Source organism: Sphingomonas phyllosphaerae 5.2 (assembly GCF_000419605.1).
GTDB classification, from domain to species: Bacteria; Pseudomonadota; Alphaproteobacteria; order Sphingomonadales; family Sphingomonadaceae; genus Sphingomonas; species Sphingomonas phyllosphaerae_B.
In genome coordinates this window covers 90444-113516 of sequence record NZ_ATTI01000002.1, presented here as the reverse complement: position 1 = coordinate 113516, position 23073 = coordinate 90444, and the positions used below count along the sequence as shown (strand labels likewise).

Sequence of the window (23073 nt, the reverse complement as noted above, 5' to 3'; positions counted from 1 at the left end):
GACGACCGGGCGGCGCCGGACGGGTCCGGCCATGCGGGGTCGGTCCAGGAGCCAGAGAGCGCCCGGGGGGGAGCGACCGGGGGGGGGAGCGACCGGGGGCAGCGACCGGAGAGCGCGCCTGTCGCCCCCCGATCCCGCGCCACGCCTCAGGCGATGTGGAGCAGTTCCATCCCGACGAACTGCGCCTGCTGGCCCGTCATCCAGCCGGGCTGCCCATCGTCGCTCCACGAATCCCCGAGCGCGTTCGCGTCCGCGCCGAAGCCGAGCTGCAGCAACGCCAGTTGCGGATCGTGGTCGGTCGGGCGGTCGCCGCCGAATTCGGCGTTGAGGTGCACTGCGTCGAACGATGCGCCGTCCAGCAAGCCGCCGGTGACCAGCATGTTGTCCAGCGCCTGCGCATTGCCCTGGAACATGTAGCTGTAGCGCTCCTCCTCGGGCAGCAGCGAATTCAGGTTGGTGAACTTGCCGCCCTGCGCCGGATCGGTGAGCTGGGTCTGCGCCTGCTCGAAATAAAAGCCGTTCCAGTCGCCCATGATCGCGACGTTGAGCGACGGGTCGGCGGCCAGCCGGTCGTGCACCCATGCCTTCACCCCCGCGGCCTGCGCGGTGCGCGACGTGTCGCCGGCATCGAACGGCGGCTGGGTGGCGCCCCACAACGGATCGCTGCCGCCGCGCGAGGTGAAGTGGACGTTGATCGTCGTCACCTGCTCGCCGTTGAAATCGAACGTGGCCGCGAGCGGCTTGCGGCTGTTGGCATAGGCGTCGCCGGCGATCAGCGTCGCGCTGCCCGCGACGTAATCCACGCGGTCGAGATTGTAGAGGTAACCGTTGCGGATGTTGCCGCCCGGCTCGCCGCCGCTGGTGCCCGCGCTTGCCGGCGCGACCTCGACATAACCGTAGCGCCCGCCGTTGATGGCCGCGATCGCATCGATCAGCCCCTGTGCGGTCGCCTGTCCCGACAGGTCGCCGCCGTTGCCGGCGCCGTCGGCGTCCTGGATCTCCTGCAACGCGACGATGTCGGGCGCCTGCAGATTGTAGACGATGTTGCCGGCCAGCACGTCGAACTTGCCGTCGCTGCTGTCGAGGTTTTCGACATTGTAGGTCGCGATCGACAGGTGCGTCGCGTCGCCCTTCAGCGCGGTCACTTCCTTCGCCAGCGTGACGTCCTTCGTCACCGACACCGCCTCGGTCACGATCACCTCGTAGGTGGCGTTGGCGTAATTGACGACGCCCGTCACGCCCGAGAGCCGGTCGCCGATGCTGTAGGCGGGCTCGAAACCGTCGAAGACCGCCGCGTCGCGCTGGATCTGGATCTTCTCGGGATTGTAGTCGCCCGGCGCGATCGTGATCCCGCCGCGCGCGTTGACGCCGGTCGCGCCCTCCCCGCCCGCGACGACCACGTCGGTTTCGCGCCACTGGTCGGCGGTGGTGTTCGACACGACGTTCGGGGTATCGAGCGTGACGCGCATCCCCTCCAGCGCTTCCCAGAATGCGATGCCGTCGGTGATCGCCTGCGTCGGCGGGGTCAGCCCACCCGGCCCGACCAGCGTCGCCTCCGGCAGGTCGTCACCCGTGGTCTCGACGGTGATCGACGTCGGGGTGAGCTGCGTCACGGTCAGCCCGCCGGTGCCGGCGCGGAATTCGCTTACCCGGCCCTCGATCGACAGCGTGTCGCCCAGGAACACGTTCTGCGGCGCCGCGGACGTGAAGACGAAGATGCCGTCCGAGGTGGCGGCGTCGCCGTCGCCGTCATCCTGGATATAGAAGCCGTTGCTGTCGATCGCGGTCACGATGCCGCCGGTGTGCACCGTCTGCCCCTCGTACGCCGATCGCGCGGCGCTGCCCTGGATCTCGCCGATCGACAGCTGCGCGATATCGTCGTTGCGGATCGTGCCGGTCGCGACCGCACGGTCGAGAGTCGCGCCGCCGCTGGCGTTCGACAGCGTGACGGCGAACGTCTCGTTGCGCTCGGCCAGCATGTCGCCGGCCACGGCCAGGCGGATCGTCGCGCTGGTCTGCCCGTCGGCGAACGCCACCGTGCCCGTAAAGGCGGTACCGGCGGCGAAGTCGCCCGCATCCGCACCGTCCACGCCGCCCGGCAGCGTCACGCTCCAGCCGGCCTCGACCGCGCCGCTGCTGCCGCCGACCCGCGACACGGTGAAGGCGATGTCGTGCGTGCCGGCGTCGCCCTCGGTGGTGGTGGCGTCGGCGATTGAAAGCACGCCCGGCTGCGGCGCGCCCGCGCCGCTGCTGGTGACGCGGATATCGTCGATCCCCACCCATTCGTCGCTGCCCACCGCATTGGTGGTGATGACGCGCACCTGCAACGTCGCCACGCCGTTCGCCGCGTCGGGCAGCGTGACGTCGATGCGGCTTTCCTGCGTCGCGGTGCCGGCGGTGGTCGCATCGGCGATATAGGCGGAGGGCAGGTCGATCCACGCCGCGGTGTCGGACAGGCGATACTGGACCGCGACCTGCTGGACCGCATTGTCGGCGCCGCCATCGATATCGCGCACCGTGGCGGTGAAGCGCACGTCGCTGCGCGCGCGCGCGTCGAGATAGAAAGCGAGATACGGCGCATCGGCGGTGCCCGAGCCCTGCAATGCCACGACCGGGTCGGCGATCTGGAATTCGGCGATGCCGCCGTTGGTGATCGCGGTGCTGGTCTGGTTCGCGATCACGTCGACCACGTCGCTGCTGCCGGCGATCGTGCGCGGATCGGTGCCGGTGCGCGTCGTCAGGTCGTCGCCGCGGAAGCCCATGATGCCGGGCACGCGGCTCCAGTCGTCATCCTGCGAGATGAGCGATGCGTCGCTCCAGTCCTGGACCAGGTCGCCGGCGCCGAGATTCCAATATTGCGTGCTCACGTCGCATCCCCCGTTAACCCGTTCCGTTAGCGAAGTGCCTAGTCAGCGATCATGACAGAGCGGTTGCAGATCAATGGTATGTCCGGTGATCGGACCTGTCGCGCGCCTGCAACATCGCGCTGATACGCGCCCGGCGTTTACCAGAATCAACGGGGGTTTGCGGATCATGAAGCGGATGATGATGGCGGCGGCGCTGGCCGTCGCGGGCACGGCGTCGGCTCCGGCGCAGGCGGCGACCTATAGCTACGACGATGGCGCGCGTTCGGTGGGGATCGCCGGCACCGGGCCGATCGGCCAGTCGTTCGCGATGATCGGCACGACGCTGTCGTCGTTCGGCTTCGAGTTGCAGACCGTCAATCCGACCGGCAACGACCCGCTCAGCTTCACGCTGTACGATGGCGAAGGCTTTGGCGGTATCGCCCTGAAGCAGATCAGCATCTCCGCACCCGACAACGCGCTGCGCACCGTGTTCTGGCAGGATGTCGACCTTGGCGGGCTGTCGCTCACCGACGGGCGGATCTACACCGCGGCGCTCGGCACCGGCACGACGCGGCTGGCGGTGCGGTACGGGCCGGGCACCACCGGCACCGTCGATGCCTATGCCGACGGCCGGTTGCTGACCGGCACCGCGCTGCCGACCAGCAACCGCAGCTGCACCGCCGGACTGTGCGATGCCAACTTCCGCTTCACCAGCACCGGCACCGGCCCGATCGGCGCGGTGCCCGAACCGGCGAGCTGGGCGCTGCTGACGCTCGGCTTCGGCGCGATCGGCCATGCGCTGCGCCGGGCGCGCGGCACCCGGCGGGCGCGCCGGCTGGTTTGAGGACACGGGGGAGCGTCACTACGCCCCCTGCCCTGCCGACCGGACCGTTATCGGTCTCCAGTATCAGGCGCCGATATCAGGCGAAATCGCCCAGCTCCTCGGCGGGGTCGTCGGGAAGATCGGCGGGCATTTCGTGCTCGTCGTCGCGCGGCAGGTCGTCGGGATCGGTCATGGCGGGCTCCGGTTGCTGGTGCCACTGTCAACGCAGCGTACCGCGATCGGGGCCCCTGCCCGCGCGGTTCAATCGCCGATCGGGCTTTCACCGTGCTTGCGCAGCACGTCGTTGAACGCCTCGGCCATCAACGCCTGGAGGCTGCGCCCCTGTCGCCGCGCGAGCATGTGCATCGCCAGCGACATGTCGGGCGAGAAGAAGCCCGCGATCTGCTTGCGACCCTCGCGGCTGACCGGGCGCGTCGCGGCGACCGGCGCGGGTGCGGGCGGCGGCGCCGCAACCGCGGGCGAGGTCGGCGCCGCGGCCGGGGCCGGGGCCGAGGTCGGAGCTGGCGTCGCCTTGACGCGTGGTGCCGGCGCAGCGGCGGGCGACGGGGTCGCTGCGCCGCGCAAATTGGCGAAACTGGGCTTGCGGCTCATGCGGCGACCTTCTTGCGGAAACGCGGTGTCGGCATGTCGAGCTGTCGACACACCCATTTGTACAATTCGCGGACGTCCTGCGCGGCGCGGCCCGACGGCTCGGTCTCCATGACGGTGCGGCCCTCGGCGCTGGCGTGGCGGAACGCGGCACGATCCGGCAGCAGCACCGGGCAGGCCGGCGTGCCATAGCTTTCGACCAGTTCGCCGGCCTCGGCATAGATGCGCGGCGCATTGGGGCTGCCGGCGCTGAACACCACGAAGGCCGGTTTGCGCAGCAGCTGCACCAGCTTGGCACTGGTCTGGATCGCGGCGAGATCGAAGGCGCTGGGACGGCACGGGATCAGCACCAGATCGGCGACCTCGACCGCGGCGCGCGCGGCGCTGTCGGCGTGTGGCGGCGTGTCGATCACGATCACTTCCGCGCCCTGCTCGGTGGCCTGGGCGATCTTGGCGGCGAGCCGGGGCGGCGGGCTGTCGATCACCTCCGGCGGCTGGTCCTGGCGCCACGCGGCCCATTGGCTGGCGGTGGCCTGCGGGTCGGTGTCGATGACGAGCGACACGCGCCCGGCATCCTGCGCCGCGGCGGCGAGGTGCAGCGCCACCGTGGTCTTCCCCGCTCCGCCCTTCTGGCTGATGATCGCGATCGTCGGCATGTCGCATTCCCTACATGTCGCGATGTCGACATGGCAACATGAATGCGCGTCGACACGGCGTTTTCCCCGCGGATCGTTCAATGATCGGCGCTCGCTTCGGTCCGGAATCCCCACAGGCTGCGCCCGAGATCGAGCTCGTCGCGCGCCGCCTTGGCGATCATGCCGGCGAAATAGGCGCCGGCGGTCTGCCGGATCTCGTGGCGTGCCTGCCGCTCGGCGGTGATCAGCATCGCCACCGTCGCCCCGTCGCGCCCCAGTCGCTCGACGGCATCCACCCACGTCGCGGTGCGCACCCCGAGATCGTGACGGAGCCGCGCGGCCGCGGCGTGGAGATCGGGCCAGCGCGGCGGGCTTGCAGTCACATACATCGCCGCGGCCGGGAACATCGCGATCATGTCGACCGCATGAGCCTTGAAGACGCTGCGCGACGGCGATGCCGGAAGCGTCGCTGCGGCGGGATCGTCCGGGCGCGGCACAGAACTACGCTCCCGATCGCATGGTACGGAGTCAGGATAGGGGTTGGTTTGTATATGTATGTCGGGCGCATATTTTGACCCCGACCCGTCATTTTCAGATTGAAACATAAAGGTATCGATCGTCGCGCCAACCGCCCGCTCCAGCGCCGGCAGGCATTCCAGCGCCTGCCGAAACGCCGCGCTGTCCCGCGCGGCCCGCGCCTGCGCCGCATCGTCCGCGATCCGGTCGAGCGTGTCCTGCAGCGCCATCCAGTGCGCGCCGGTCAACCGCAGGTCGGCAGCCTGCGCGAGCACCTGACCGACCAGCCGCCGTCCGCGCGCGATCGCCTGCCGCCCTTCGCGGAACAGCCGGGATTGCGCGGTCTGCGCATCGGCCAGCGCGCACAATTCGTCGAAGCGGATCCGCAGCGGCGACAAATCGAGGCCGTAGCCGCTGGTGATCGTGCCGTCCGCGTCGCGGCGACCCGTGCGCCGTCCGTGCGCGCTGTCGTGCGCCGCGACCAGCCCCAGCGCACGCAATTGCCGCAGCCGCGCCTTGATCGCGCTCTCCGTCACGCCGGCGCGCTCGGCGAGCGTATAGTTGCTGGGCCACGCCAGCGGCCGGCGCTCGCCCTTCCAGTCGTCGGGGCGCGTATAGCCGATCAGATGCTTGAGCGTCTCGAGCGCGGGCGTGCCGAGCCGCAGCGCGAGCCGCGCGCCGTCGAGTACGGCATAGAGCCGGTTGCGCTCGACATCGGCCGCGTCCGGCGCCCGCGCCTCCAGATCGCGCACGATCCGCCGCGACCATGCGGTGATCGGCCGTGCCCCCGTCGCGCCGGTGAAGGCCGTTTGGGCATAGTTCATCGTTCGTCCCCTTTGCGAAGGGGCCGTCAGCAGGCAAAACTAGAGCGTGGCGCGAAGTGCGCTCCCTTGAACCAAGGCTCGGAAACCGCTACGTGGAGGTCGTCGTTAGTGACCGGTCAGCGTTTGGCGACGCTGCCACATAACAATCTCAAGGGTGCCCGGCCTTCGTGCCGGGCATTCGTTTATGTGCTCACAGCCATTTCCCTGGGCGTCTGCGAAAGCGCAATCGCCGTATCGCATCGTTTGTGTCGGACGGTTCCGATGTAGGAAAGCGCGAATGTTCGTGCTTTCGGGCGGGAAATCTCACCAATGTTCGTGCTTTCGGGCGGGAAACCCGCCGCAGCGCCACCGCGCGACAAGTGTCAGACCGCGTTTCGTTCGTGCTTTCGGGCGGAAAACCTCGCCGCAGCGGCGGTCGCCGCGCCGATTATCGCGCGGGAAAGTCATTTCGGACGCCGTTTGGCCGTTGCAGCGCCCGGCGACACTGCTCGCACGCTTGCGACTCGGGGCGTGCCGGCCCGCTCGTGCTATCGCGCGGGAAACCGAATTCCCTCGTGCTTTCAGGCGGAAAACCCCGGCACGGCGCCGTTCGGCGCCGATCGCGGCGTCAGTGCGCGGCCGGCGTCGGCGGGCCGATGAACTGCAACGCCGCGTCGGGCGCGATCGTCACCATCGTGGTCAGCTTGGGCCGCCCACCGGTCGGCGCCGGCTCCTTGCTGTCGGTCAGCGTCAGCCAATACTCCGGGATCGACTGCGTCCGTGCGACCTCGCGCAGCGTGCGGCGGAAGTTCTCCAGCGAGCGCGGTTCGAGCGAGCACCCTACCCTGCCCGCCAGCTCCACCGCGTCGATCTCGAAGCGCGTGCCGTCGATGCAGTTGAATTTGGCCAGTTCGTAGAGCCGCCGCTCGATCGGCCCCAGCTTGAAGAAATCGTCGTGATAGGCCGCGATCCGCCGGTCGGTCAGGATCGCGCGGTGCAGCCAGTCGCACAGCATCACCTCGACGTGCTTCACCCGCCGCTCGCCGTTCGGCAGCTTGGTGTATTTGATGTCGGCCTTGAGCAACCACGAGAAGGCGCTGTCGGACCCCTCCCCGCCCGTCTCGATATTGGTGATGATCTGCGTGCCCTGCAATCGCGCCAGCGATGCCTTGAGCGACGCATAGGAGCGCGCCGAGGCATTGGTGCCGGTCATGCGGAACAGGTCGTTGGCGGTGAAGCTGAGCGTGCGGTCGATCGTCTCGCCCGCTTCCAGCCGCCCGACCATGATGCTGGCGATATAGAGCAGGATTTCCTTGTCGTAGATCGTCGCGACCCCGGTCTTGCTGGGGTTGATATCGATCCGCGCGCTCTCGCTCTCGAAGGTCATCGGCTCCATCTGCGCGCGTTTGGTCAGCGCGAAGAACGGGAATTCGGCGACGGTGCGCTCGCCCTGGATGTCGCCGAGCAACGGGCTGTCGAGCCGGAACAGATCGCCCTGCGGCGGGATCACCTTGGTCATGCGCGCGCCCCTGCCCTGCGCGCGGCGCGATCTTCGTGCTTTCGGGCGGAAAAGCCGGTGGCGCGGCGGGATCGCGCGGTCGTCTTGAGCATCCCGGACCATCGCATACGCATGGCCGGCGTTTTACCGGGCGCGGCTTATCGCTGTCAAACGCGCAGCGCAGCCGGCGAACGCGGGCCCGCCGCGATGTCGTCGTCAGGATCGGGGTCGCGAACAAACACAAATATGTCGACATATCGACGTGTCGCGTTGTCGATAGGCCGGCATTTCGACATGTCTACCTCAAGTCGGCGTGGGCATAAGCGCGGGCGCTCAACCAGCCTCCATGCGCGGGCATAAGCGGACGGCTTGTCGAAGTGTCGTCTTGCCGACCTGTACGCGTGTCGACATGCAGACATTCCTACAGCCCATCACCCGCATGGCCACGACGATCCGAACCGCCACTCTCACCGCGAGGGATCTCTGCCGGCCCAACATGTCGACACGCCGACACGTCGGTATGTCGACGCCGGCTCCTTGCAGGCGGAAGTGCCGATCGCGTGTGCAGGCGGCGCCATGAACGGCCGCCGCTCGCCCTGACGCCTCGGGGTAGCCTGTCGGGATGTCTATATGTCGACACTGATCTGGTCGACATATAGACATGTGGACGTCGCTGATTGTTCGTGGCGAACCCCCGCCGCAACCGACCGAGACAACCTGTGGCGGGAACGTTCAGATCAGCACATCGGACCAGGCGACGCGGACGCCCCGATCTCCGGCGTCCCGACCTGATCCGCGGTCCCGCTAGCGAATGACGATGAAGAAGCAGGGCTCCGCATCGAACGCGTGCGGCGGCGAGCTCCCATGCTGCCGTATAAAGCGACCGAAGGGCAGGGGACACGCGCCGCGTTGTCGAGGTGTCGACATGCAGACATGATCTCGGGGGGCTTACAGACGCGCGGCGAGGTCCGGGCTGGCACGTACGTTGCGTTCAAGCAGCACGCCCACGTCGAGCATACATGTCGGGGCGTAGACATCTCGACACTACGACATGACGGTGACCAGGCTGACGGCGGTTCGTGCAGGACGTAAGCCCCGCGGCTCCGTACGCGCCGTCCCGCGTGGTGGATGTCGACGCGCCTCGCAGCGCCTCCAATCCGGCCTTTGGAGCGTCCATGCCGATGCCCCGCAGCAATCGCCGAAGCAGGGCACACGGGGTCGTCGCGATGCGGCCGCGTAGCTCGCTGCGGTCGAGATCGGGAGCCTTGACCAGCGCCGCGTCGATGCGTGCCGCCGCGCCGTAGCCACCGCCGGATCGATCGACCCGAACGGCTGCGGAATATGGCGCAGGCGGCGTCAAGATCGCGGGGAAGTCCTGAACGTCGGCACACGCGGGGATGATGCTGCGGCGTATCTCCGACGAAGCGGGCAGGGGAGGGGCGTGCCACCCGTGCCGCTGCCGCACCATCCGCGCGCCAGGCGACACCGAGCGCAACGCCGTCGCGCACCACCAGCGCGGCGACGCTGCCGCATCCGGGCGGCCAGCGCGCGGCCGGCAAGATTTGCCACCCGGCCGACACCACGGCAGCATGCGCCGACACATCGATCCTCCCCAAGAGCATCCCGGCAACCGCCCGACGCCGCGGCCGGAGATCGCAATGCAATGCAAGGCAGGGCAGGGCAGGGCAGGGCAGGGCGCCCCCTCAGCAACAGCGCGGCGGTGCGTCCTTGCCGGTGCCGTAGCGGCGCTCGATGCGGTTGCGGTGGAAGTCGGCGCGCGTCAGCACCGGCGCATCGGGGTGATGCGTCGTGCAATGCGCGACATAGGCGTCGTAATCGGGCACGCCCACCATCAGCCGCGCGGTCTGTACGGCGCGGTGCGCCACATTACGCCACCACGACATCGCCGACCTCCTGCGCCGTCGGGCGCTCGCTCGCCAGCGCGCGCCGCGCCACCGTCACGCCGTAGCCGACGATCGCCAGCACCAGCACGACGAAGAACGCGCACACCGCGGCGTCGACGCGGTCGTTGAACACGATCCGCGCCATGTCGGCCGGCGTCTTCGCGGGGGCGAGCAGCCGCCCCTCCGCCATGGCGGTCGCGAAGGTGTCGGCATGCGCCAGGAAGCCGATGCGCGGGTCGGCGTGGAACAGCTTCTGCCAGCCCGCCACCAGCGTGCAGATCAGCAGCCACACCGTCGGTGCGATCGTCACCCACGCATAACGCTGCCGCTTCATGCGGAACAGGATGACGGTCGCCAGCACCAGCGCGATCGCGGCCAGCATCTGGTTGGAGATGCCGAACAGCGGCCACAGCGTGTTGATCCCGCCCAGCGGGTCGGTGACGCCCTGGTAGAGGAACCAGCCCCACGCCCCCACCGCCAGCGCGGTCGCGATCAGGTTCGGCGCCAGTTTCTCGGTCGCGCGCATCGCCGGGATCACGCTGCCGAGCAGGTCCTGGATCATGAAGCGCGCCACGCGCGTGCCGGCATCGACGGTGGTCAGGATGAACAGCGCCTCGAACAGGATCGCGAAATGGTACCAGAACGCCATCAACGCCTGCCCGCCGATCACGCGGCTCAGGATGTGCGCCATGCCCACCGCCAGCGTCGGCGCGCCCCCGGCACGGCTCAGGATCGTACGCTCGCCGACATCGCGCGCGATCTGCGACAGTGCCTCGGGCTGGATCGCGAAGCCCCAGTCGCCGATCGCCTTCGCCGCGCTCGCCACGTCGGTGCCGATCAGCGCAGCCGGCGCGTTCATCGCGAAATAGACCGCCGGGTCGAGCACGCACGCCGCGATCAGCGCCATGATCGCGACGAAGCTCTCGGTCAGCATCGCGCCATAGCCGATGAAGCGCAGGTCGCCCTCGGTCGCGATCATCTTGGGGGTGGTGCCGCTGGAGATCAGCGCGTGGAACCCCGATACCGCGCCGCACGCGATCGTGATGAACAGGAACGGGAACAGCGCGCCCGCGAACGCCGGTCCGCTGCCGTCGACGAAGCGCGTGACCGCCGGCATGTTCAGCTCCGGCCGGACGATCAGGATGCCCAGCGCCAGCCCCGCGATCACGCCCACCTTCAGGAAGGTTGACAGGTAATCGCGCGGCGCGAGCAGCAGCCACACCGGCACCACTGAGGCGATGAACCCATAGGCCATCAACGCCAGCGCCAGCGTCGGCCCGGTCAGCGTGAAGACCGGGGCGAGGGCAGGGGAGGCGGCGACATGCTGCCCGCCCATGATCGCCGCCATCAACAGCACGAAGCCGATGCCGGACATTTCGGCGATCCGCCCGGGCCGGACGAAGCGGCCGTAGACGCCCATCAGCAGCGCGATCGGGATCGTCGCGGCGACGGTGAACGTGCCCCACGGGCTGTCGGCCAGCGCCTTCACCACCACCAGCGCCAGCACCGCGAGCAGGATGACCATGATCGCGAGCACGCCGACCAGCGCGATCGTGCCGGGCACGCGCCCCATCTCGGTGCGGATCATGTCCCCCAGCGAGCGCGCATCGCGCCGCGTCGAGAAGAACAGGATCAGGAAATCCTGCACCGCGCCCGCGAACACCACCCCGACCAGCAGCCACAAGGTGCCGGGCAGATAGCCCATCTGCGCCGCCAGCACCGGGCCGACCAGCGGGCCGGCACCGGCGATCGCGGCGAAATGGTGCCCGAACAGCACGTTGCGGTCGGTCGGCACGAAATCCAGCCCGTCGGCGCGCCGCACCGCCGGGGTGGCGCGGGCCGGGTCGACCTGCGCCACGCGCGTGGCGATGAACAGCCCGTAGAAGCGATAGGCGACGAGATAGGTGCACAGCGCCGCGGTGACGATCCACAATGCGTTGACCGGCTCGCCGCGGCTGAGCGCCACGACGCCGAGCGCGCCGGCGCCCAGCAGCGTGATCGTGCCCCACAGCAACCATTCGCGTGGCGTTCGCGGTGCGAGGCGTGTCGGGAGTGTCGGGGGTGTCGTCGCCACGCCGGTCATGCTCATCCTCTCCCCGTCTATCGTTGCAGCGTCATCGCACCGGTATGTGACCTGCGCCACCCCCGGCGTTGAACGATGCTGTCGAGCGTGGCATATCCCACGGCGTACCCCGCGATGGCCGACCGGGCCCCGAACAGCGACGTTCGCGCCGCGAAACTCTTTCGCACCTACCGCAGCCAGGCGGTCCGCATCCCGGCCGGTTCGAGTTCCCCGGCAATCGCGTCCTGATCCACAAGGACGGCAAGCGGCTCGTCATCGAGCCCGAGCCGCGCCGCGGGTTGCTTGATGTGCTCCGGTCGCTGCCGGCGCTTGGCCCCGAGGACGCCTTTCCGGACGATCGGGACGCACCGTTGCTCGCCTATAAACCCGTCGCGCTGTGAGCCGGGACCGCTACATGCTGGACGCCAGCATCGTGTCCAATCCGGTCCACCGTCCGCAGGGCCGGGTGTTCGATCGGATCGCCATGCACGGCGGCGCGGCCGTGTGCGTCAGCATCATCACTGCCGCCAAGCTGCGTCATGGCTGCATCGGGAAGGCTCTGCGCGGCTGGCGGCGCACGTCGATGCCGTCCTGGCCAGCATCGACGTGCTTCCCTTCGAAGGGTCACGACACGATGGTGAGCCTTGCGTACGCTAAAAGCGAACGGACCATGAACGCCCGGAAGTGGTAGATTAGCGACAGGCAGCTTTAGTGGAGATAGTGGCCAGTGCAACCGTGTGTTCAAGCAGGCCAAATTGATACCGTATCGCCCAGCCGGCATCTGTGTTATAGAAGCAATACACCGCTCCAATAAAGGAAATCCGTGACAAACTCGCAGACAGCCCAGCAAGTGGAGCTTACCGCAAGAAACCTGGTCATTCTCGCGGTCGGGTTGGTCATCACGGCGTTTCTTGCATTGGGATCACATGATCTCGCCATCGCCCACCTCGGCATACCCTATCCGAGCGACGGCGACGTCCCTCCTTGGGCAAGGTTTCTCGGGCAAGTCGTGCGGCTTGGTGCGATGGTGTACGTCTGCCGTCTGGCAAGGTGGTATCTGGATAAGCGCAGTACCGTGCTCGCTGCTACGATCTTCGGACTACTGATCGTTCTCCTGCAAGAAACGCTGCGCGTCATCGTCGTGGATAACATCGTTTCCGACGGGTGGATCGACCTGCGCTGGGTCCACCTGCTGATGAATCGACTGCCAAACGCGCTGCTCTCGTTTTACAGTGGCGCAATCGCAGTTGTCATCGCTCGCAAGATCGGATCAGATCGGCATGTCCGGCTGCTGATCGCGATCGCGGTCGCAAGCGCAATCGGCTATTTCGGGCTACTGCCGGCGCTGACGGCGGTCTCGGACCTGATAACCGCTGCGCTGCAACTGACCGAGGTCCCCGAAGTGCACACGATGCCGTACGGCATTTACGTCTACAAATATATCTACGGCATGTTTATCGAGCCGACGATCTCCTCATTTGCTTTGATCTATTTGCTGTGGCCCGCTCTCAATGGGTCGAAACCCCGTCGCATCGCGATATTCGTCTTTCTTATGCTGCTGATGAGGGGCCGGGTAATCGCAACAGGCCTGTTCAGTTTCTGGATTAAGGATAGTTGGGCATTGGCCTTTGCTGCCGAAGGGCAGTTCTTCATCGAGACGTTAATCCTCGCAGCGCTAACAGGTCTGACTTGGGCTGCCATCACACCAGAGGTGACGACCGACGGTGGCGATGCGTCATCACACGATCGTTAGCCGCTACCGCATTCCGATCATTGGCCGCATCAGCCGGCTGTTCGGACGGCTTGCAACTCTTTGGCGAACAGCGGCAATTGGGCGATTGCGGAAGGGCAGCTTTGCCGGATGCCTGCCCGCCAAATGCTGGTATGGCGGTCACCCTTGAGATGTCCGGCAACGTGCCGATTTCTACGGATCGCCGGCCAAATTGGCATTGCGATGGGTTGGCGGACACCTTCTGTTCGCACCTGGCATACGCAAAGCTCACTTCCGTGTCCTGACCCCCTCGACCTCCCGCGGACGCCCGCTATGCCGCGATCCGTGCCGCGCTGGACGTGGCGGGCACGCCGATCGCGCCGAACGGCCTGCTGATCGCTGCCCATGCCGTCGCCGCCGACGTGACGCTCGTCACCGCCGACGTCGGGGCGTTCGAGCGGGTCGAGGGGCTGCGCATCGAAAACTTGCTGGCGTGACCGGCTTCGGCCGTCCCCCTGCCACGCGACTTGAAAGTAGGCGGGGCGATCGCGATGAGCGGGCGCAAGATGCCGCGCCGCCGCCCCCATCCCGGAGTATTCGAGTGATCCCGATCCACCACCTTCGCCATTCACTTGCCATGACGCTGGGCATGGCGGCGTCGCTCGCCGCATCGCCGGCGCTCGCCGAGGACGATGCGCAAGGCTGGGCGGCGGTGACGGCCTCGGGCGCGGTGCGCGGCGACCTGTTCCTGTGGCTGGAGGGGCAGGCGCGCTTCACCGACGATCTGGGCGGCGGCACGCAATTCCTGCTGCGCCCGGCGATCGGCGCGCGGATCGGCCGCGATGCGCATGTCGTTGCCGGCTATGCCTATGTCCGCACCGATCCGCGCGGCGGCGCGCCCAGCAACGAACATCGCCCGTGGCAACAGGTGCAGTTCGCACCGCTGCGGCTGGCGAACGGCACGCCGCTGCTCATCAGCCGCACCCGGCTGGAACAACGCATGGTGGAAGGCCGCGACGGCACCGTGTGGCGGCTGCGGCAGTTCGTGCGCGTGCAGGTGCCGCTCGGGCGTCCCGGCGGGATACAGGCGATCGCGACCACCGAGGGGTTCTTCAACCTCAACACCACCCGCTGGGGCGTCCGCGACGGGGTGGACCAGTGGCGGACGTTCGTCGGCGTCGGCTTTCCGGTGCTGCCGAACGCGCGGCTGGAGCCGGGCTATCTCAACCAGCGCGTCGTCCGCCCCGGCGACGACCGCGTCAACCACGTGCTCAGCGCGACACTGAGCGTGCGGCTGTAAGCACAGGGTCGACGTGTCGACATCGCGACACGCCGACCCGGTTTCTCACTTGTCGAGCGTCGCCATGTCGATGACGAAGCGGTACTTCACGTCGCTCTTCTGCATCCGCTCGTAGCCGGTCTCGATGTCCTTCATCGCCAGCATCTCGATGTCGGCGACCAGCCCGTGATCGCGGCAGAAGTCGAGCATCTCCTGCGTCTCGGCGATCCCGCCGATCAGCGAGCCGGCCAGCGCACGGCGCTTGAAGACGAGGTTGCCGACCGACGGCGAGGGGTGCGGTTCCTCGGGCACGCCGACCAGCGTCATCGTCCCGTCGCGCTTGAGCAGCACCAGGAACGCGTCGAGGTCGTGGCTGGCGGCGACGGTGTTCAGGATGAAGTCGAACGTGCCCGCGTGCGCGGCCATCGCGTCGGCGTCCTTCGACACGATCAGGTCGGTCGCGCCCAGCCGCCTGGCGTCCTCGCGCTTGTTCGGCGAGGTCGAGAAGACGTGCACCTCCGCGCCCATCGCCGCCGCGATCTTGACGCCCATATGGCCGAGCCCGCCCAGCCCGACAATGCCGACCTTCTGGCCCGGCCCGACCTTCCAGTGCTTGAGCGGGGAATAGGTGGTGATGCCCGCGCAGAGCAGCGGCGCGACCGCGGCGAGGTCCTTCTCGTCATGGCCGATCTTCAGGACGAAGCTTTCCTTGACGACGATCTGGTCGGAATAGCCGCCGAAGGTATGCCCGCCCAGCACCGGGTCCGGCCCGTTGTAGGTGCCGGTGAAGCCGGTGGTCTCGCAATATTGCTCCTCGCCCTCGCTGCACGACGGGCAATGTCCGCAACTGTCGACCATGCAGCCGACGCCGACCACGTCGCCGATCGCGAACCCGGTCACGTCGCTGCCGACCGCGCGGACCCGCCCGACGATCTCGTGCCCGGGCACGCACGGATAGAGCGTGCCGTCCCACTCGCCGCGCGCGGTGTGCAGGTCGGAATGGCAGACGCCGCAGAACAGGATGTCGATCGCGACGTCGTCGGCTTGGCAGTCGCGGCGTTCGAAGGAGAAGGGGGCGAGCGGCGCATCGGCGGACGGCGCGGCGTAGCCGTGGGCGGTGGTGGTCATGAAGAACCCTCGTGGCAATCGGAAGAAACGCGATCGGCACGCCGTGACGGCGGGATCGCGTGCGCTCAACGATCGAGCGGCGCGAGAGTGCCCGATCCGGGTCGCCGGTCCGCTTGACAGTGTCGCGCCGGCCCGACCACCTGTCGGCAACGGCGGCCGCGATCCGCGGACCGGTGATGGGCGTGCACGGTCGCGATGACGATCAACGTCACGGTCGAGAACATCCTGAACGACCGCATCGACGTCCGCGAGGCGACCGGCGCGGTGCCGAACCGCTTCCAGCCGGCGTACCTCGATCCGCTCGGCCGCTCGATCCGGCTCGGTATCCGCAAGCTGTTCTAACGTCGATTGATATCCGGCCCGAACCGTGGTTCCACGCTTCCATCATCGATCGCCCGCCGGGCATGCGCGCAAGAAACCGCCGGCCGGTCGCGATCCCGCTCCACCGGGCTAGGCGGGCGGGGCGTCCGTGCGTTCGAGTTCGACGATCTCGAAGCGATGGTCGCGCCAGCCGCGTTGCCGCGCGGCATCGTCCAGCGCCACCCGCTTGCGCTTCGCCTCGGCCAGCGAGGCGGTATGGCCCCAGAACACCTCCGTCGCGCCGTTCGCCAGCGTCGCGACGATGCGCCAGTAGTGCGTGAACGGTGCCGCCGTCGGCCCGATCGTCTTCACATAGCCATCCGGAAGTCGGGCGGTCAGATACAGGCGGCGCTTCGCCATTGCGGGACGTCAGGTCGCGCCAGGCGCCCGGCGATCAATGCCCGTAGGTCTTGATGCCACGCCGCCGCAACTTCTCGCGCTTGCGGCGACGCATGACGACGATGGCGGTAGGCACCGCCACGGCAACCAGCACGCCGATGATCGCATAGGCGACCAGTTCGCGGGAAAGCTCGATCATGCGCGGCCCTTGGCATGGAAGAGGGCGGGTGTCACCCCGGATGTTACCTTCGGTGCACTTACTTAGTCAGTAGCCGAACCTCCGTGAGCATCTGCCCGACCGCCGGCGAATAGCAAGCGACTGACGGCTCCGTCGAAGTAGACCGATTACGCATCGTGCAAGGCCGCCATCCCAGCGGTCGATGGTCGCATATCACTGCACGCTGCGCACTCGGACCGCCGGACCGGTGCCAATATTTGCCAGAAAGCCACCTATCGTTCCGCGCCGTACACGGAAACGATCCCCGGTGCGCGGCATGCGACCAAGTTCGCCCACCTCGGCCTGAATCCAATCGCCATTCCCCTGCGTCTTGAACAGCCACTTAGCACCGACGAGTTGCGCGCCGGTAAGCGTCGTATCTATCGGCACGAACGCTGTTCGCTCTTGTTTAGCTGGGTTCGCACGACCCTTGGCACTCTTCCGTAGCTCGGCAGCTTGCGCTCGATCCATGACCACGATGTCCCGGCTACCCTCGGCCGCCTGAAGGCGCTGCGCTTCCACCTCCAGACAAGACGCGCGTCTCCCTGCGTCCGACTGTTTCAGACAAGCAAACAAGCCAGCGAGCGGACGACGCTCGGCCGCGGCGGATGATGCCCCTGAAACGATGACCCCGGCGGTCAGCCCAATGACGATTATCGATCGAGTTGCGAGCATCGTCTTCCTTTTGCCCCGGTGTCGTAGAGGGAAGCTATGCCGCAGGGCGTAACGTATCAAGCGAAGATCGACTTACTGTGGCACTGCCGCCACACACGATCGCATTTGTGACGATCGCACTACACGGAGCTTACAATGCAAAATCTGGTGGGGCATGTTTTGCTAATCGAAGGCGGCAGCGCAGGCTTCGTCCTCGAAGAGAGCTAAAACAGGGGCTCTGAATGGATGCTCATTCCGGAGGAACTATCTTGACCACTTTCAGCCGTATCGCCGGCCTGCGGGCAGGCGTCGCGCCGATCGTCCTAGGGATCGCACTGATCTCCACGCCGGTGCTGGCACAGACCCAGGGCCAAGAAGACACGCTCGGCGCGCAGTCGAGCAAGGAAGATGCCAACGGCGAGACAAACGAGGCGAAGGCCGCAGCCGGCCGCGGCACCGCCACGACCGAGAACCAAGACGTCGTCGTTACCGGATCGCGCATCGTTTCAGCAACGATCACTTCGGTGTCGCCGGTGCAGGTGATCAGCGACGTGCAGATCGCCCAGTCGGGCGTTGCCAACGTGCAGGACGTGTTACTCGAAAACCCGGTGTTCGGTTCGCCCGCGTACAGCCGCACTAATTCCGCCTTCTTGACTTCGGGCACTGGCGCGGCGACGGTCGACCTGCGCAATCTCGGCACTGACCGTACGCTGGTGCTGTTTAATGGTCGCCGGGTCGTGGCTGGTATTCCTGGTACGGCAACGGTCGATATCAACGTTGTACCAGCGCAGTTCCTACAGCGGATTGATATCCTTACCGGCGGCGCCTCGTCGCTGTACGGCTCGGACGCTGTCGCCGGTGTCGTGAACCTGGTTTATAAGGACAACTTCCAGGGCATTGAGGCCAACGCGCAATATGGCTTCACACAGCGCGGTGACACGCCCGACTATCAGGCCAACGTGACAGTCGGCGGCAACTTCGCTGAGGACCGCGGCAACATCATGATGCACGTTGGTTACACCAGCCAGGGTCAGTTGCTGTCGCGCCAACGCGCCAATACGCAGGTCGACGATACGGACGCCTTCTTCAGCGGGAACAGCGACAACCCGGCCGATTATGGCACGTCGATCTCGCCGACCTTCTCCGGCATTCCGTCGCAGGGCGTGTTCACCACGGGCACGGGCGCAAACGCTTGTCAGTTCACTTTCAACCCTACGAACAACGCGCTGGAGCGTGGCTTCAGCTCGAACGGCGGCCCCATCAGCGGGAACTCGGCACGCGCCTGCGGCGTACCCGCCGGCACTGCGCTGCCGGCGCGCGGATTCAATCGTCAGAACTTCCGCACGATTGCAGTCCCGGTCGAGCGCTACCTTTTCGCATCGCGCGCGCATTACGATATCAGCGATTCGATCCGCTTTATCGGCGAGGCAACCTACGCCAAGACCACTTCGAGCCGTAACATCGAGCCGTTTGGCTTCTCCTCGGCTGGCTCCACCGGCGCCTATCCGGGCACCGGCGGTCAGGCGCCGATCGAGACGCGCGTGCCCGGAGCAACGGCTGGCGCTTTCGACATCGTGCGCAATCCGTTTGTGCCGGACGCAATCTATAATGCCGCGACCGATACTAACGGGGACGGCCTGAAGGACATCGGTTTCTCGCGTCGCCTGCTCGAGTTTGGTACTCGCCGCAGCACCACGTCGCGCGACTTTTACCGCTTCGTTGCGGGGCTCGAAGGCGACTTCATCAACGACAAGTTTCATTGGGACCTGACGTACAATTTCGGGCAGACGACCGAGAATCAGAGCGGCAACGGCCAAATCAACACCGTCAACTTCCGCAATGCCTTCGCCGTGGTCACTGCGCAGAGCGTAGGTCTCGCCGGTGGCGTCACCCCGGTTTGTGCCGACGCCAATGCACGGGCGCAGGGCTGCGCGCCGGTAAATATCTTCGGCCAGAATACGATCTCGTCGCAAGCGCTGGCGTATCTCAACGCCGAACAGACCTTCCAAACCCGCGTGACGCAGCAGGTCGTACAGGGCAACATTTCCGGCTCGATCTTTGACCTGCCAGCTGGTCCGGTCGGGGTCGCTATCGGCGGCGAGTACCGCCGCGAGCGCAGTTCGGAGAACAATGACGCTCTGACCAACGCAGGCCTGAACGGTGGCAATGCGCTTCCTGACACCGCTGGCTCGTTCGACGTGAAGGAAGCTTACGGCGAGATCAACATCCCGCTGCTCGCTGACACGCCGTTCTTCCAGCAACTCAGCGTCCGTGGCTCGGGCCGTATTTCCGACTATTCGACCGTCGGGACCGTTTACAGCTACAGCGGAGGCGTAGAGTGGGCGCCGATCGAGGATATCCGTTTCACCGGCACCTACGCGCGCGCGGTGCGTGCGCCAAACGTCGGCGAATTATTCACCGGTCCGTCGCAGACCTTTCCTTCGGTTACCGACCCCTGCGTTGGCGTGACGGCAACGGGCGGGGGCACCTTGGGCGATATCTGCCGCGCAGCACCGGGCGTGTCGGCCAATATCGCTGCCAACGGCGCCTTCGCTATCACGCTGCTTGATCGTCAGGGCGTCAGCGGCTTCAATAGCGGCAACCCGAACCTGAAAGAAGAAACGTCGGACTCCTACACCGGCAGCATCACAATTAATCCGCGCTCGATCAACTTTCTGCGCAATACCGTGCTGCGTGTTGATTATTTCAACATCAAGATCGCCAACGCGATCACCCCGCCGCCGCGGCAGTTCATCCTCGACCAATGCTATAATCAGGGCAACCCGACCTATTGCGCGTTCATCCAGCGCCGGGCCACTGCCACGGCAGTTAATAGCGCGGGTACGCTGGAGTTCGTCAACGCGGGGTCGGTTAATGCCGGGCGGCTGGCAACATCGGGTCTGGACGTGACCCTCACCCAGCGACTGCCGCTGGACGGCGTCGGTTTGGGTGGCGCGGTCAACGTGCGCGTCGCTTACACGCACGTATTCGACGGCTACACGATTCCGCTACCGGGGGCGGCGCGCGACAATTTCGCTGGTGAGATCGGAGCAGCCAAGGATCGCTTCACAGCAAATTTGGGCTACACCAACCAGCGCTTCAACCTGAACTTCACCGGCACCTACTTCGGCCGGTCGAACGAGGATGATCAGACGCTGTCTGGGTTCGATCTGGAACCAGGCGCTATCAGCGTCCCGGCTAAGTTCTATCTAGACAGCCAGATGTCGTTCAAGGCGTCGGATCAGTTTGAATTTTATCTCGGCGCCGACAACCTTCTGGACACCAAAGCTCCAAATATTCTCTCGCTCTCGAACTTCAACACGACCGGTACCGATACAAATGCCGGCGTTTATGATGTTTTTGGTCGCCGCTACTATGCGGGAATCCGATTCCGCTTCTAAGCGCTAGGCATCTTACTAATTCACGGCGGCTTCCTTGGAAGCCGCCTTTTTTTTGCGGGGCCATACCTAATGGTGAGGATAGTCGTAGGTATCGCAATGGCACTAGCTGAGATAATAGCCACGGTACTTGCGCCCAGACGACGCCTGACGCTCCGCCTCCCCACACCGGCGCTCCCGCAGCGGCTAACAATACTATCACGGTCAAGTCGCGCATTCGCGAACAGACCCGCACGCTGGTACAAAGCATGATCGCCCCCTCGCACGGCCGCTTCATTCCCACGTTTCGAGGAAGCCTGTGTGTCAGAGTACAGGGATTGCAGCAGCGTTATGGCGACATGCTGCGCACCCGCATTGATACGGCTGCAAGAGAGGTCCGGTTGCGCGTCCGCACTGGCAGCTGCGCGCCAACCTGCTGGCCTTGGCACCTGTGGAAGCGGACAAGGCTGCAGCAAGTCTCGTAAACTTAAACTTCATGCTTTTCGGCGATCCTGCCGATGTTGGCCAAGTCCACGACTTGAGGCGATACTACGCCGTCCGCATGCCGTGCGCTGGTTCAGCTCGACCACTGTTATGGGCCGTTACAGCGGCATTGAGGTGGCCCCCTAATTGACCTGACAGGATCTCGCTCTTGGATAAGAGTGAGGCATATGACTGACGGTACGACCATGCGTTACAATGACGGCGAGGTCCTTTCCGGTGTGCAGCGCCGGAGGCGGTGGACACCGGATGAGAAGATCCGGATCGTCGAGGAGACGTATCTGCCGGGGATGAGCGTGTCGCTTGTTGCCCGCCAGCACGGCATCAGCGGCAGCCAGGTCTTCACGTGGCGCAGGCTGATGAACCAGGGCGCGTTGACCGCCGCGGCAGCCGGCGAGGAAGTGGTGCCGGCGTCAGAGTACCGGGCGCTGGAGGCGCAAGTGCGCGAACTGCAGCGGCTGCTGGGCAAGAAGGCCATGGAGAACGAACTGCTCCGCGAAGCCGTGTCCCGGGCCGCAGGGCCCAAGAAATGTATGGTCCGCCCCCGTCTGGCAAGCGTGAGATGCGATTGGCAGCACAGTCTGCGTAAATGTATCCGTCCTGTTTGTGGGGCATCTCGGCCCCTGGCCATGATGGGATACGCGCCACGGTTGTCCTTTCAAACTGCTCCAGCCTTTTGACGGCTGCATTTTTGGCCAGGCTTCAACCATGTCACCATCGACTGCTTGCCATCACTCCTCTGCTTGCAGACTTCTTCGTGCGGGTGTCCGGCGTCAGGCAGCGATCGGCACGGGTGGCCGATACTCCTCTTGCCGGGCGAGCACCGCCCAACTTATCCGTACGATCTTGTTCGCCAGTGCGACGACCGCGACGTTCTTGTGCGTTCGCATCTCAAGCTGATCAAGCCACAGGCCGAGACCCTGCTCACGTTTCATGTGCATGCTTGCCGACCTTGCGCCGTGGATGAACAGTCGGCGCAGGTGCTATTGCCGCGCTTGGACTTGCCCAGAAGCGTCGATTTACCACCGGTGGAATGTTGACGGGGGACGAGGCCCAGCCATGCGGCAAGGTCACGCCCTCGCTTGAAGCCCGTGCCGTCCGCGACGGCCGCGACCAGCGCTGTGGCAACTATCGGTCCGACCCCGGGTATCGCGAGCAGCCGCCGACAACCATCGTCTGTAGCGGCAATCGTCTCGACCTCCTTGGTAACCGCGTCGATGTCGGACTCAAGGCTGCGCCACTCGTCCCACCGCTGCTGCAGGATCGTGCGCATTCGTGGCGACAGAGTGGAGCGGTCGTCGGTGAACAGCATTGGCATCTCGCGCGCCATGTGGCGCCGACCAGCGCGGAACACGATGCCGCGCTCCAACAGGAAGGCGCGGATTTGGTTGATGACGGCGTTCCTGCGGCTCACGAGACGTTCGCGCACGCGGTGCAGTGCCTGCAGATCAAGCTGCTCAACTGACTTGGCCGGCACAAAGCGCATGGTCGGCCTCTGTACTGCTTCGGCAATCGCCTCGGCATCGAGGTAGTCGTTCTTGTTCAATTTAAGGAACGGCTTCACGAACTGAGGCGCCATTAGCCGGACGTCGTGGTCGAGCGCCGTCAGCTCGCGCGCGAGGTGGTGAGCACCGCAGCATGCCTCCATACCGACCGGGCAGCGGGGCAGCGCATCCATGTGCCGCATTAGCTGGGCACGGCTGGCCTTCTTCTTCCACTGGATCGCACCTGTCGCGTCTAGCGCAACCAGATGGAATGACGTCTTGCCGATGTCGATGCCGATTACCGCTACCTCTGTCATGACGGTCCTC

Annotated in this window: 18 protein-coding genes and 2 pseudogenes; 8 read left to right on the top strand and 12 right to left on the bottom strand. The window is 66.1% G+C overall.

What is annotated here, in order from left to right:
• Positions 1-146: 146 nt before the first annotated feature.
• The gene (locus tag SPHPHY_RS20770; protein WP_022688194.1) at positions 147-2867 is read right to left on the bottom strand and encodes a hypothetical protein; all 2721 of its coding nucleotides are present in this window, start codon (positions 2865-2867) and stop codon (positions 147-149) included.
• 166 nt (positions 2868-3033) lie between these two features.
• Between SPHPHY_RS20770 and SPHPHY_RS0118660 the strand changes: the two genes are divergently transcribed.
• Positions 3034-3690, top strand: coding sequence for a PEPxxWA-CTERM sorting domain-containing protein (locus tag SPHPHY_RS0118660; RefSeq protein ID WP_022688193.1), 657 nt, complete (start codon positions 3034-3036; stop codon positions 3688-3690).
• A 240-nt stretch (positions 3691-3930) separates the two neighbouring features.
• Here the strand turns inward: SPHPHY_RS0118660 and SPHPHY_RS0118650 are convergent, their stop codons facing one another.
• The 6 genes from SPHPHY_RS0118650 to SPHPHY_RS0118625 all read right to left on the bottom strand — a co-directional run bounded on the left by SPHPHY_RS0118650 (position 3931) and on the right by SPHPHY_RS0118625 (position 11717).
• Positions 3931-4281, bottom strand: a complete 351-nt coding sequence (locus tag SPHPHY_RS0118650; protein WP_022688191.1) for a ribbon-helix-helix domain-containing protein — start codon at positions 4279-4281, stop codon at positions 3931-3933.
• A complete protein-coding gene (gene parA / locus SPHPHY_RS0118645; protein WP_022688190.1) occupies positions 4278-4934 on the bottom strand; it encodes a ParA family partition ATPase in 657 nt (218 codons plus the stop codon). The genes SPHPHY_RS0118650 and parA overlap by 4 nt, the downstream gene beginning before the upstream one ends.
• A 77-nt stretch (positions 4935-5011) precedes the next feature.
• A complete protein-coding gene (repC, locus tag SPHPHY_RS0118640) occupies positions 5012-6253 on the bottom strand; it encodes a plasmid replication protein RepC (RefSeq protein WP_022688189.1) in 1242 nt (413 codons plus the stop codon).
• A gap of 607 nt (positions 6254-6860) precedes the next feature.
• Positions 6861-7751 (bottom strand): replication initiator protein A, encoded by an 891-nt coding sequence (locus tag SPHPHY_RS20765; protein WP_022688188.1) that lies wholly within the window; start codon positions 7749-7751, stop codon positions 6861-6863.
• 1682 nt (positions 7752-9433) lie between these two features.
• A complete protein-coding gene (locus SPHPHY_RS0118630) occupies positions 9434-9634 on the bottom strand; it encodes a YbdD/YjiX family protein (protein ID WP_051148479.1) in 201 nt (66 codons plus the stop codon).
• The gene (locus tag SPHPHY_RS0118625) at positions 9618-11717 is read right to left on the bottom strand and encodes a carbon starvation CstA family protein (RefSeq protein ID WP_081645473.1); all 2100 of its coding nucleotides are present in this window, start codon (positions 11715-11717) and stop codon (positions 9618-9620) included. The genes SPHPHY_RS0118630 and SPHPHY_RS0118625 overlap by 17 nt, the downstream gene beginning before the upstream one ends.
• A 394-nt stretch (positions 11718-12111) precedes the next feature.
• On the opposite strand from SPHPHY_RS0118625, the gene SPHPHY_RS20755 reads away from it, so the two are divergent.
• The 4 genes from SPHPHY_RS20755 (at position 12112) to SPHPHY_RS0118600 (ending at position 14707) form a co-directional block, all read left to right on the top strand.
• On the top strand, positions 12112-12387 hold the full coding sequence (locus tag SPHPHY_RS20755; RefSeq protein ID WP_051148478.1) for a hypothetical protein: 276 nt from the start codon (positions 12112-12114) through the stop codon (positions 12385-12387).
• Between the two features lie 132 nt (positions 12388-12519).
• Entirely contained in the window at positions 12520-13449 is a 930-nt protein-coding gene (locus SPHPHY_RS0118610) for a hypothetical protein (RefSeq protein ID WP_022688185.1), read from the top strand.
• Positions 13450-13766: 317 nt separating this feature from the next.
• Entirely contained in the window at positions 13767-13904 is a 138-nt protein-coding gene (locus SPHPHY_RS22150; protein ID WP_022688184.1) for a hypothetical protein, read from the top strand.
• 152 nt (positions 13905-14056) lie between these two features.
• Positions 14057-14707, top strand: a complete 651-nt coding sequence (locus SPHPHY_RS0118600; RefSeq protein WP_196802235.1) for a DUF2490 domain-containing protein — start codon at positions 14057-14059, stop codon at positions 14705-14707.
• A gap of 45 nt (positions 14708-14752) precedes the next feature.
• Here the strand turns inward: SPHPHY_RS0118600 and SPHPHY_RS0118595 are convergent, their stop codons facing one another.
• Positions 14753-15814, bottom strand: coding sequence for an NAD(P)-dependent alcohol dehydrogenase (locus tag SPHPHY_RS0118595; RefSeq protein ID WP_022688182.1), 1062 nt, complete (start codon positions 15812-15814; stop codon positions 14753-14755).
• A 195-nt stretch (positions 15815-16009) separates the two neighbouring features.
• Here SPHPHY_RS0118595 and SPHPHY_RS22145 point away from each other — a divergent pair, with 195 nt between their 5' ends.
• The gene (locus tag SPHPHY_RS22145) at positions 16010-16156 is read left to right on the top strand and encodes a hypothetical protein (RefSeq protein ID WP_022688181.1); all 147 of its coding nucleotides are present in this window, start codon (positions 16010-16012) and stop codon (positions 16154-16156) included.
• Between the two features lie 108 nt (positions 16157-16264).
• Here the strand turns inward: SPHPHY_RS22145 and SPHPHY_RS0118585 are convergent, their stop codons facing one another.
• The 3 genes from SPHPHY_RS0118585 to SPHPHY_RS22140 form a co-directional block, all read right to left on the bottom strand.
• Entirely contained in the window at positions 16265-16534 is a 270-nt protein-coding gene (locus tag SPHPHY_RS0118585) for a hypothetical protein (protein ID WP_022688180.1), read from the bottom strand.
• Between the two features lie 34 nt (positions 16535-16568).
• Positions 16569-16712: a hypothetical protein gene (locus tag SPHPHY_RS22355; RefSeq protein WP_022688179.1), complete on the bottom strand. Its 144-nt coding sequence runs from the start codon at positions 16710-16712 to the stop codon at positions 16569-16571.
• A 192-nt stretch (positions 16713-16904) separates the two neighbouring features.
• A complete protein-coding gene (locus SPHPHY_RS22140; RefSeq protein ID WP_156025200.1) occupies positions 16905-17405 on the bottom strand; it encodes a hypothetical protein in 501 nt (166 codons plus the stop codon).
• A 248-nt stretch (positions 17406-17653) separates the two neighbouring features.
• On the opposite strand from SPHPHY_RS22140, the gene SPHPHY_RS0118575 reads away from it, so the two are divergent.
• Together SPHPHY_RS0118575 and SPHPHY_RS22615 are read left to right on the top strand one after the other, a co-directional pair.
• Positions 17654-20785 carry a TonB-dependent receptor domain-containing protein gene (locus SPHPHY_RS0118575; protein WP_022688178.1) on the top strand — a complete coding sequence of 1044 codons (3132 nt, stop codon included), beginning with the start codon at positions 17654-17656 and terminating at the stop codon, positions 20783-20785.
• A 665-nt stretch (positions 20786-21450) separates the two neighbouring features.
• Positions 21451-21819: pseudogene (locus SPHPHY_RS22615) on the top strand (transposase); the annotation flags it as partial.
• Positions 21820-22035: 216 nt separating this feature from the next.
• Here SPHPHY_RS22615 and SPHPHY_RS20740 read toward each other — a convergent pair.
• A pseudogene (locus SPHPHY_RS20740) lies at positions 22036-23063 on the bottom strand (IS110 family transposase).
• Positions 23064-23073: the final 10 nt, after the last annotated feature.

What these genes read in the sequence shown, in the direction of transcription:
- SPHPHY_RS22145 (WP_022688181.1), top strand. Translation starts at nt 16,010, where the DNA reads ATGACGATCAACGTCACGGTCGAGAACATCCTGAACGACCGCATCGAC.
- SPHPHY_RS20755 (WP_051148478.1), top strand. Translation starts at nt 12,112, where the DNA reads ATGCTGGACGCCAGCATCGTGTCCAATCCGGTCCACCGTCCGCAGGGC.
- SPHPHY_RS0118625 (WP_081645473.1), bottom strand. Translation starts at nt 11,717, where the DNA reads ATGACCGGCGTGGCGACGACACCCCCGACACTCCCGACACGCCTCGCA.
- SPHPHY_RS22140 (WP_156025200.1), bottom strand. Translation starts at nt 17,405, where the DNA reads ATGCTCGCAACTCGATCGATAATCGTCATTGGGCTGACCGCCGGGGTC.
- repC (WP_022688189.1), bottom strand. Translation starts at nt 6,253, where the DNA reads ATGAACTATGCCCAAACGGCCTTCACCGGCGCGACGGGGGCACGGCCG.
- SPHPHY_RS0118660 (WP_022688193.1), top strand. Translation starts at nt 3,034, where the DNA reads ATGAAGCGGATGATGATGGCGGCGGCGCTGGCCGTCGCGGGCACGGCG.
- SPHPHY_RS0118585 (WP_022688180.1), bottom strand. Translation starts at nt 16,534, where the DNA reads ATGGCGAAGCGCCGCCTGTATCTGACCGCCCGACTTCCGGATGGCTAT.
- SPHPHY_RS0118595 (WP_022688182.1), bottom strand. Translation starts at nt 15,814, where the DNA reads ATGACCACCACCGCCCACGGCTACGCCGCGCCGTCCGCCGATGCGCCG.
- SPHPHY_RS20765 (WP_022688188.1), bottom strand. Translation starts at nt 7,751, where the DNA reads ATGACCAAGGTGATCCCGCCGCAGGGCGATCTGTTCCGGCTCGACAGC.
- SPHPHY_RS0118630 (WP_051148479.1), bottom strand. Translation starts at nt 9,634, where the DNA reads ATGTCGTGGTGGCGTAATGTGGCGCACCGCGCCGTACAGACCGCGCGG.
- parA (WP_022688190.1), bottom strand. Translation starts at nt 4,934, where the DNA reads ATGCCGACGATCGCGATCATCAGCCAGAAGGGCGGAGCGGGGAAGACC.
- SPHPHY_RS0118650 (WP_022688191.1), bottom strand. Translation starts at nt 4,281, where the DNA reads ATGAGCCGCAAGCCCAGTTTCGCCAATTTGCGCGGCGCAGCGACCCCG.
- SPHPHY_RS22355 (WP_022688179.1), bottom strand. Translation starts at nt 16,712, where the DNA reads ATGATCGAGCTTTCCCGCGAACTGGTCGCCTATGCGATCATCGGCGTG.
- SPHPHY_RS0118600 (WP_196802235.1), top strand. Translation starts at nt 14,057, where the DNA reads ATGGCGGCGTCGCTCGCCGCATCGCCGGCGCTCGCCGAGGACGATGCG.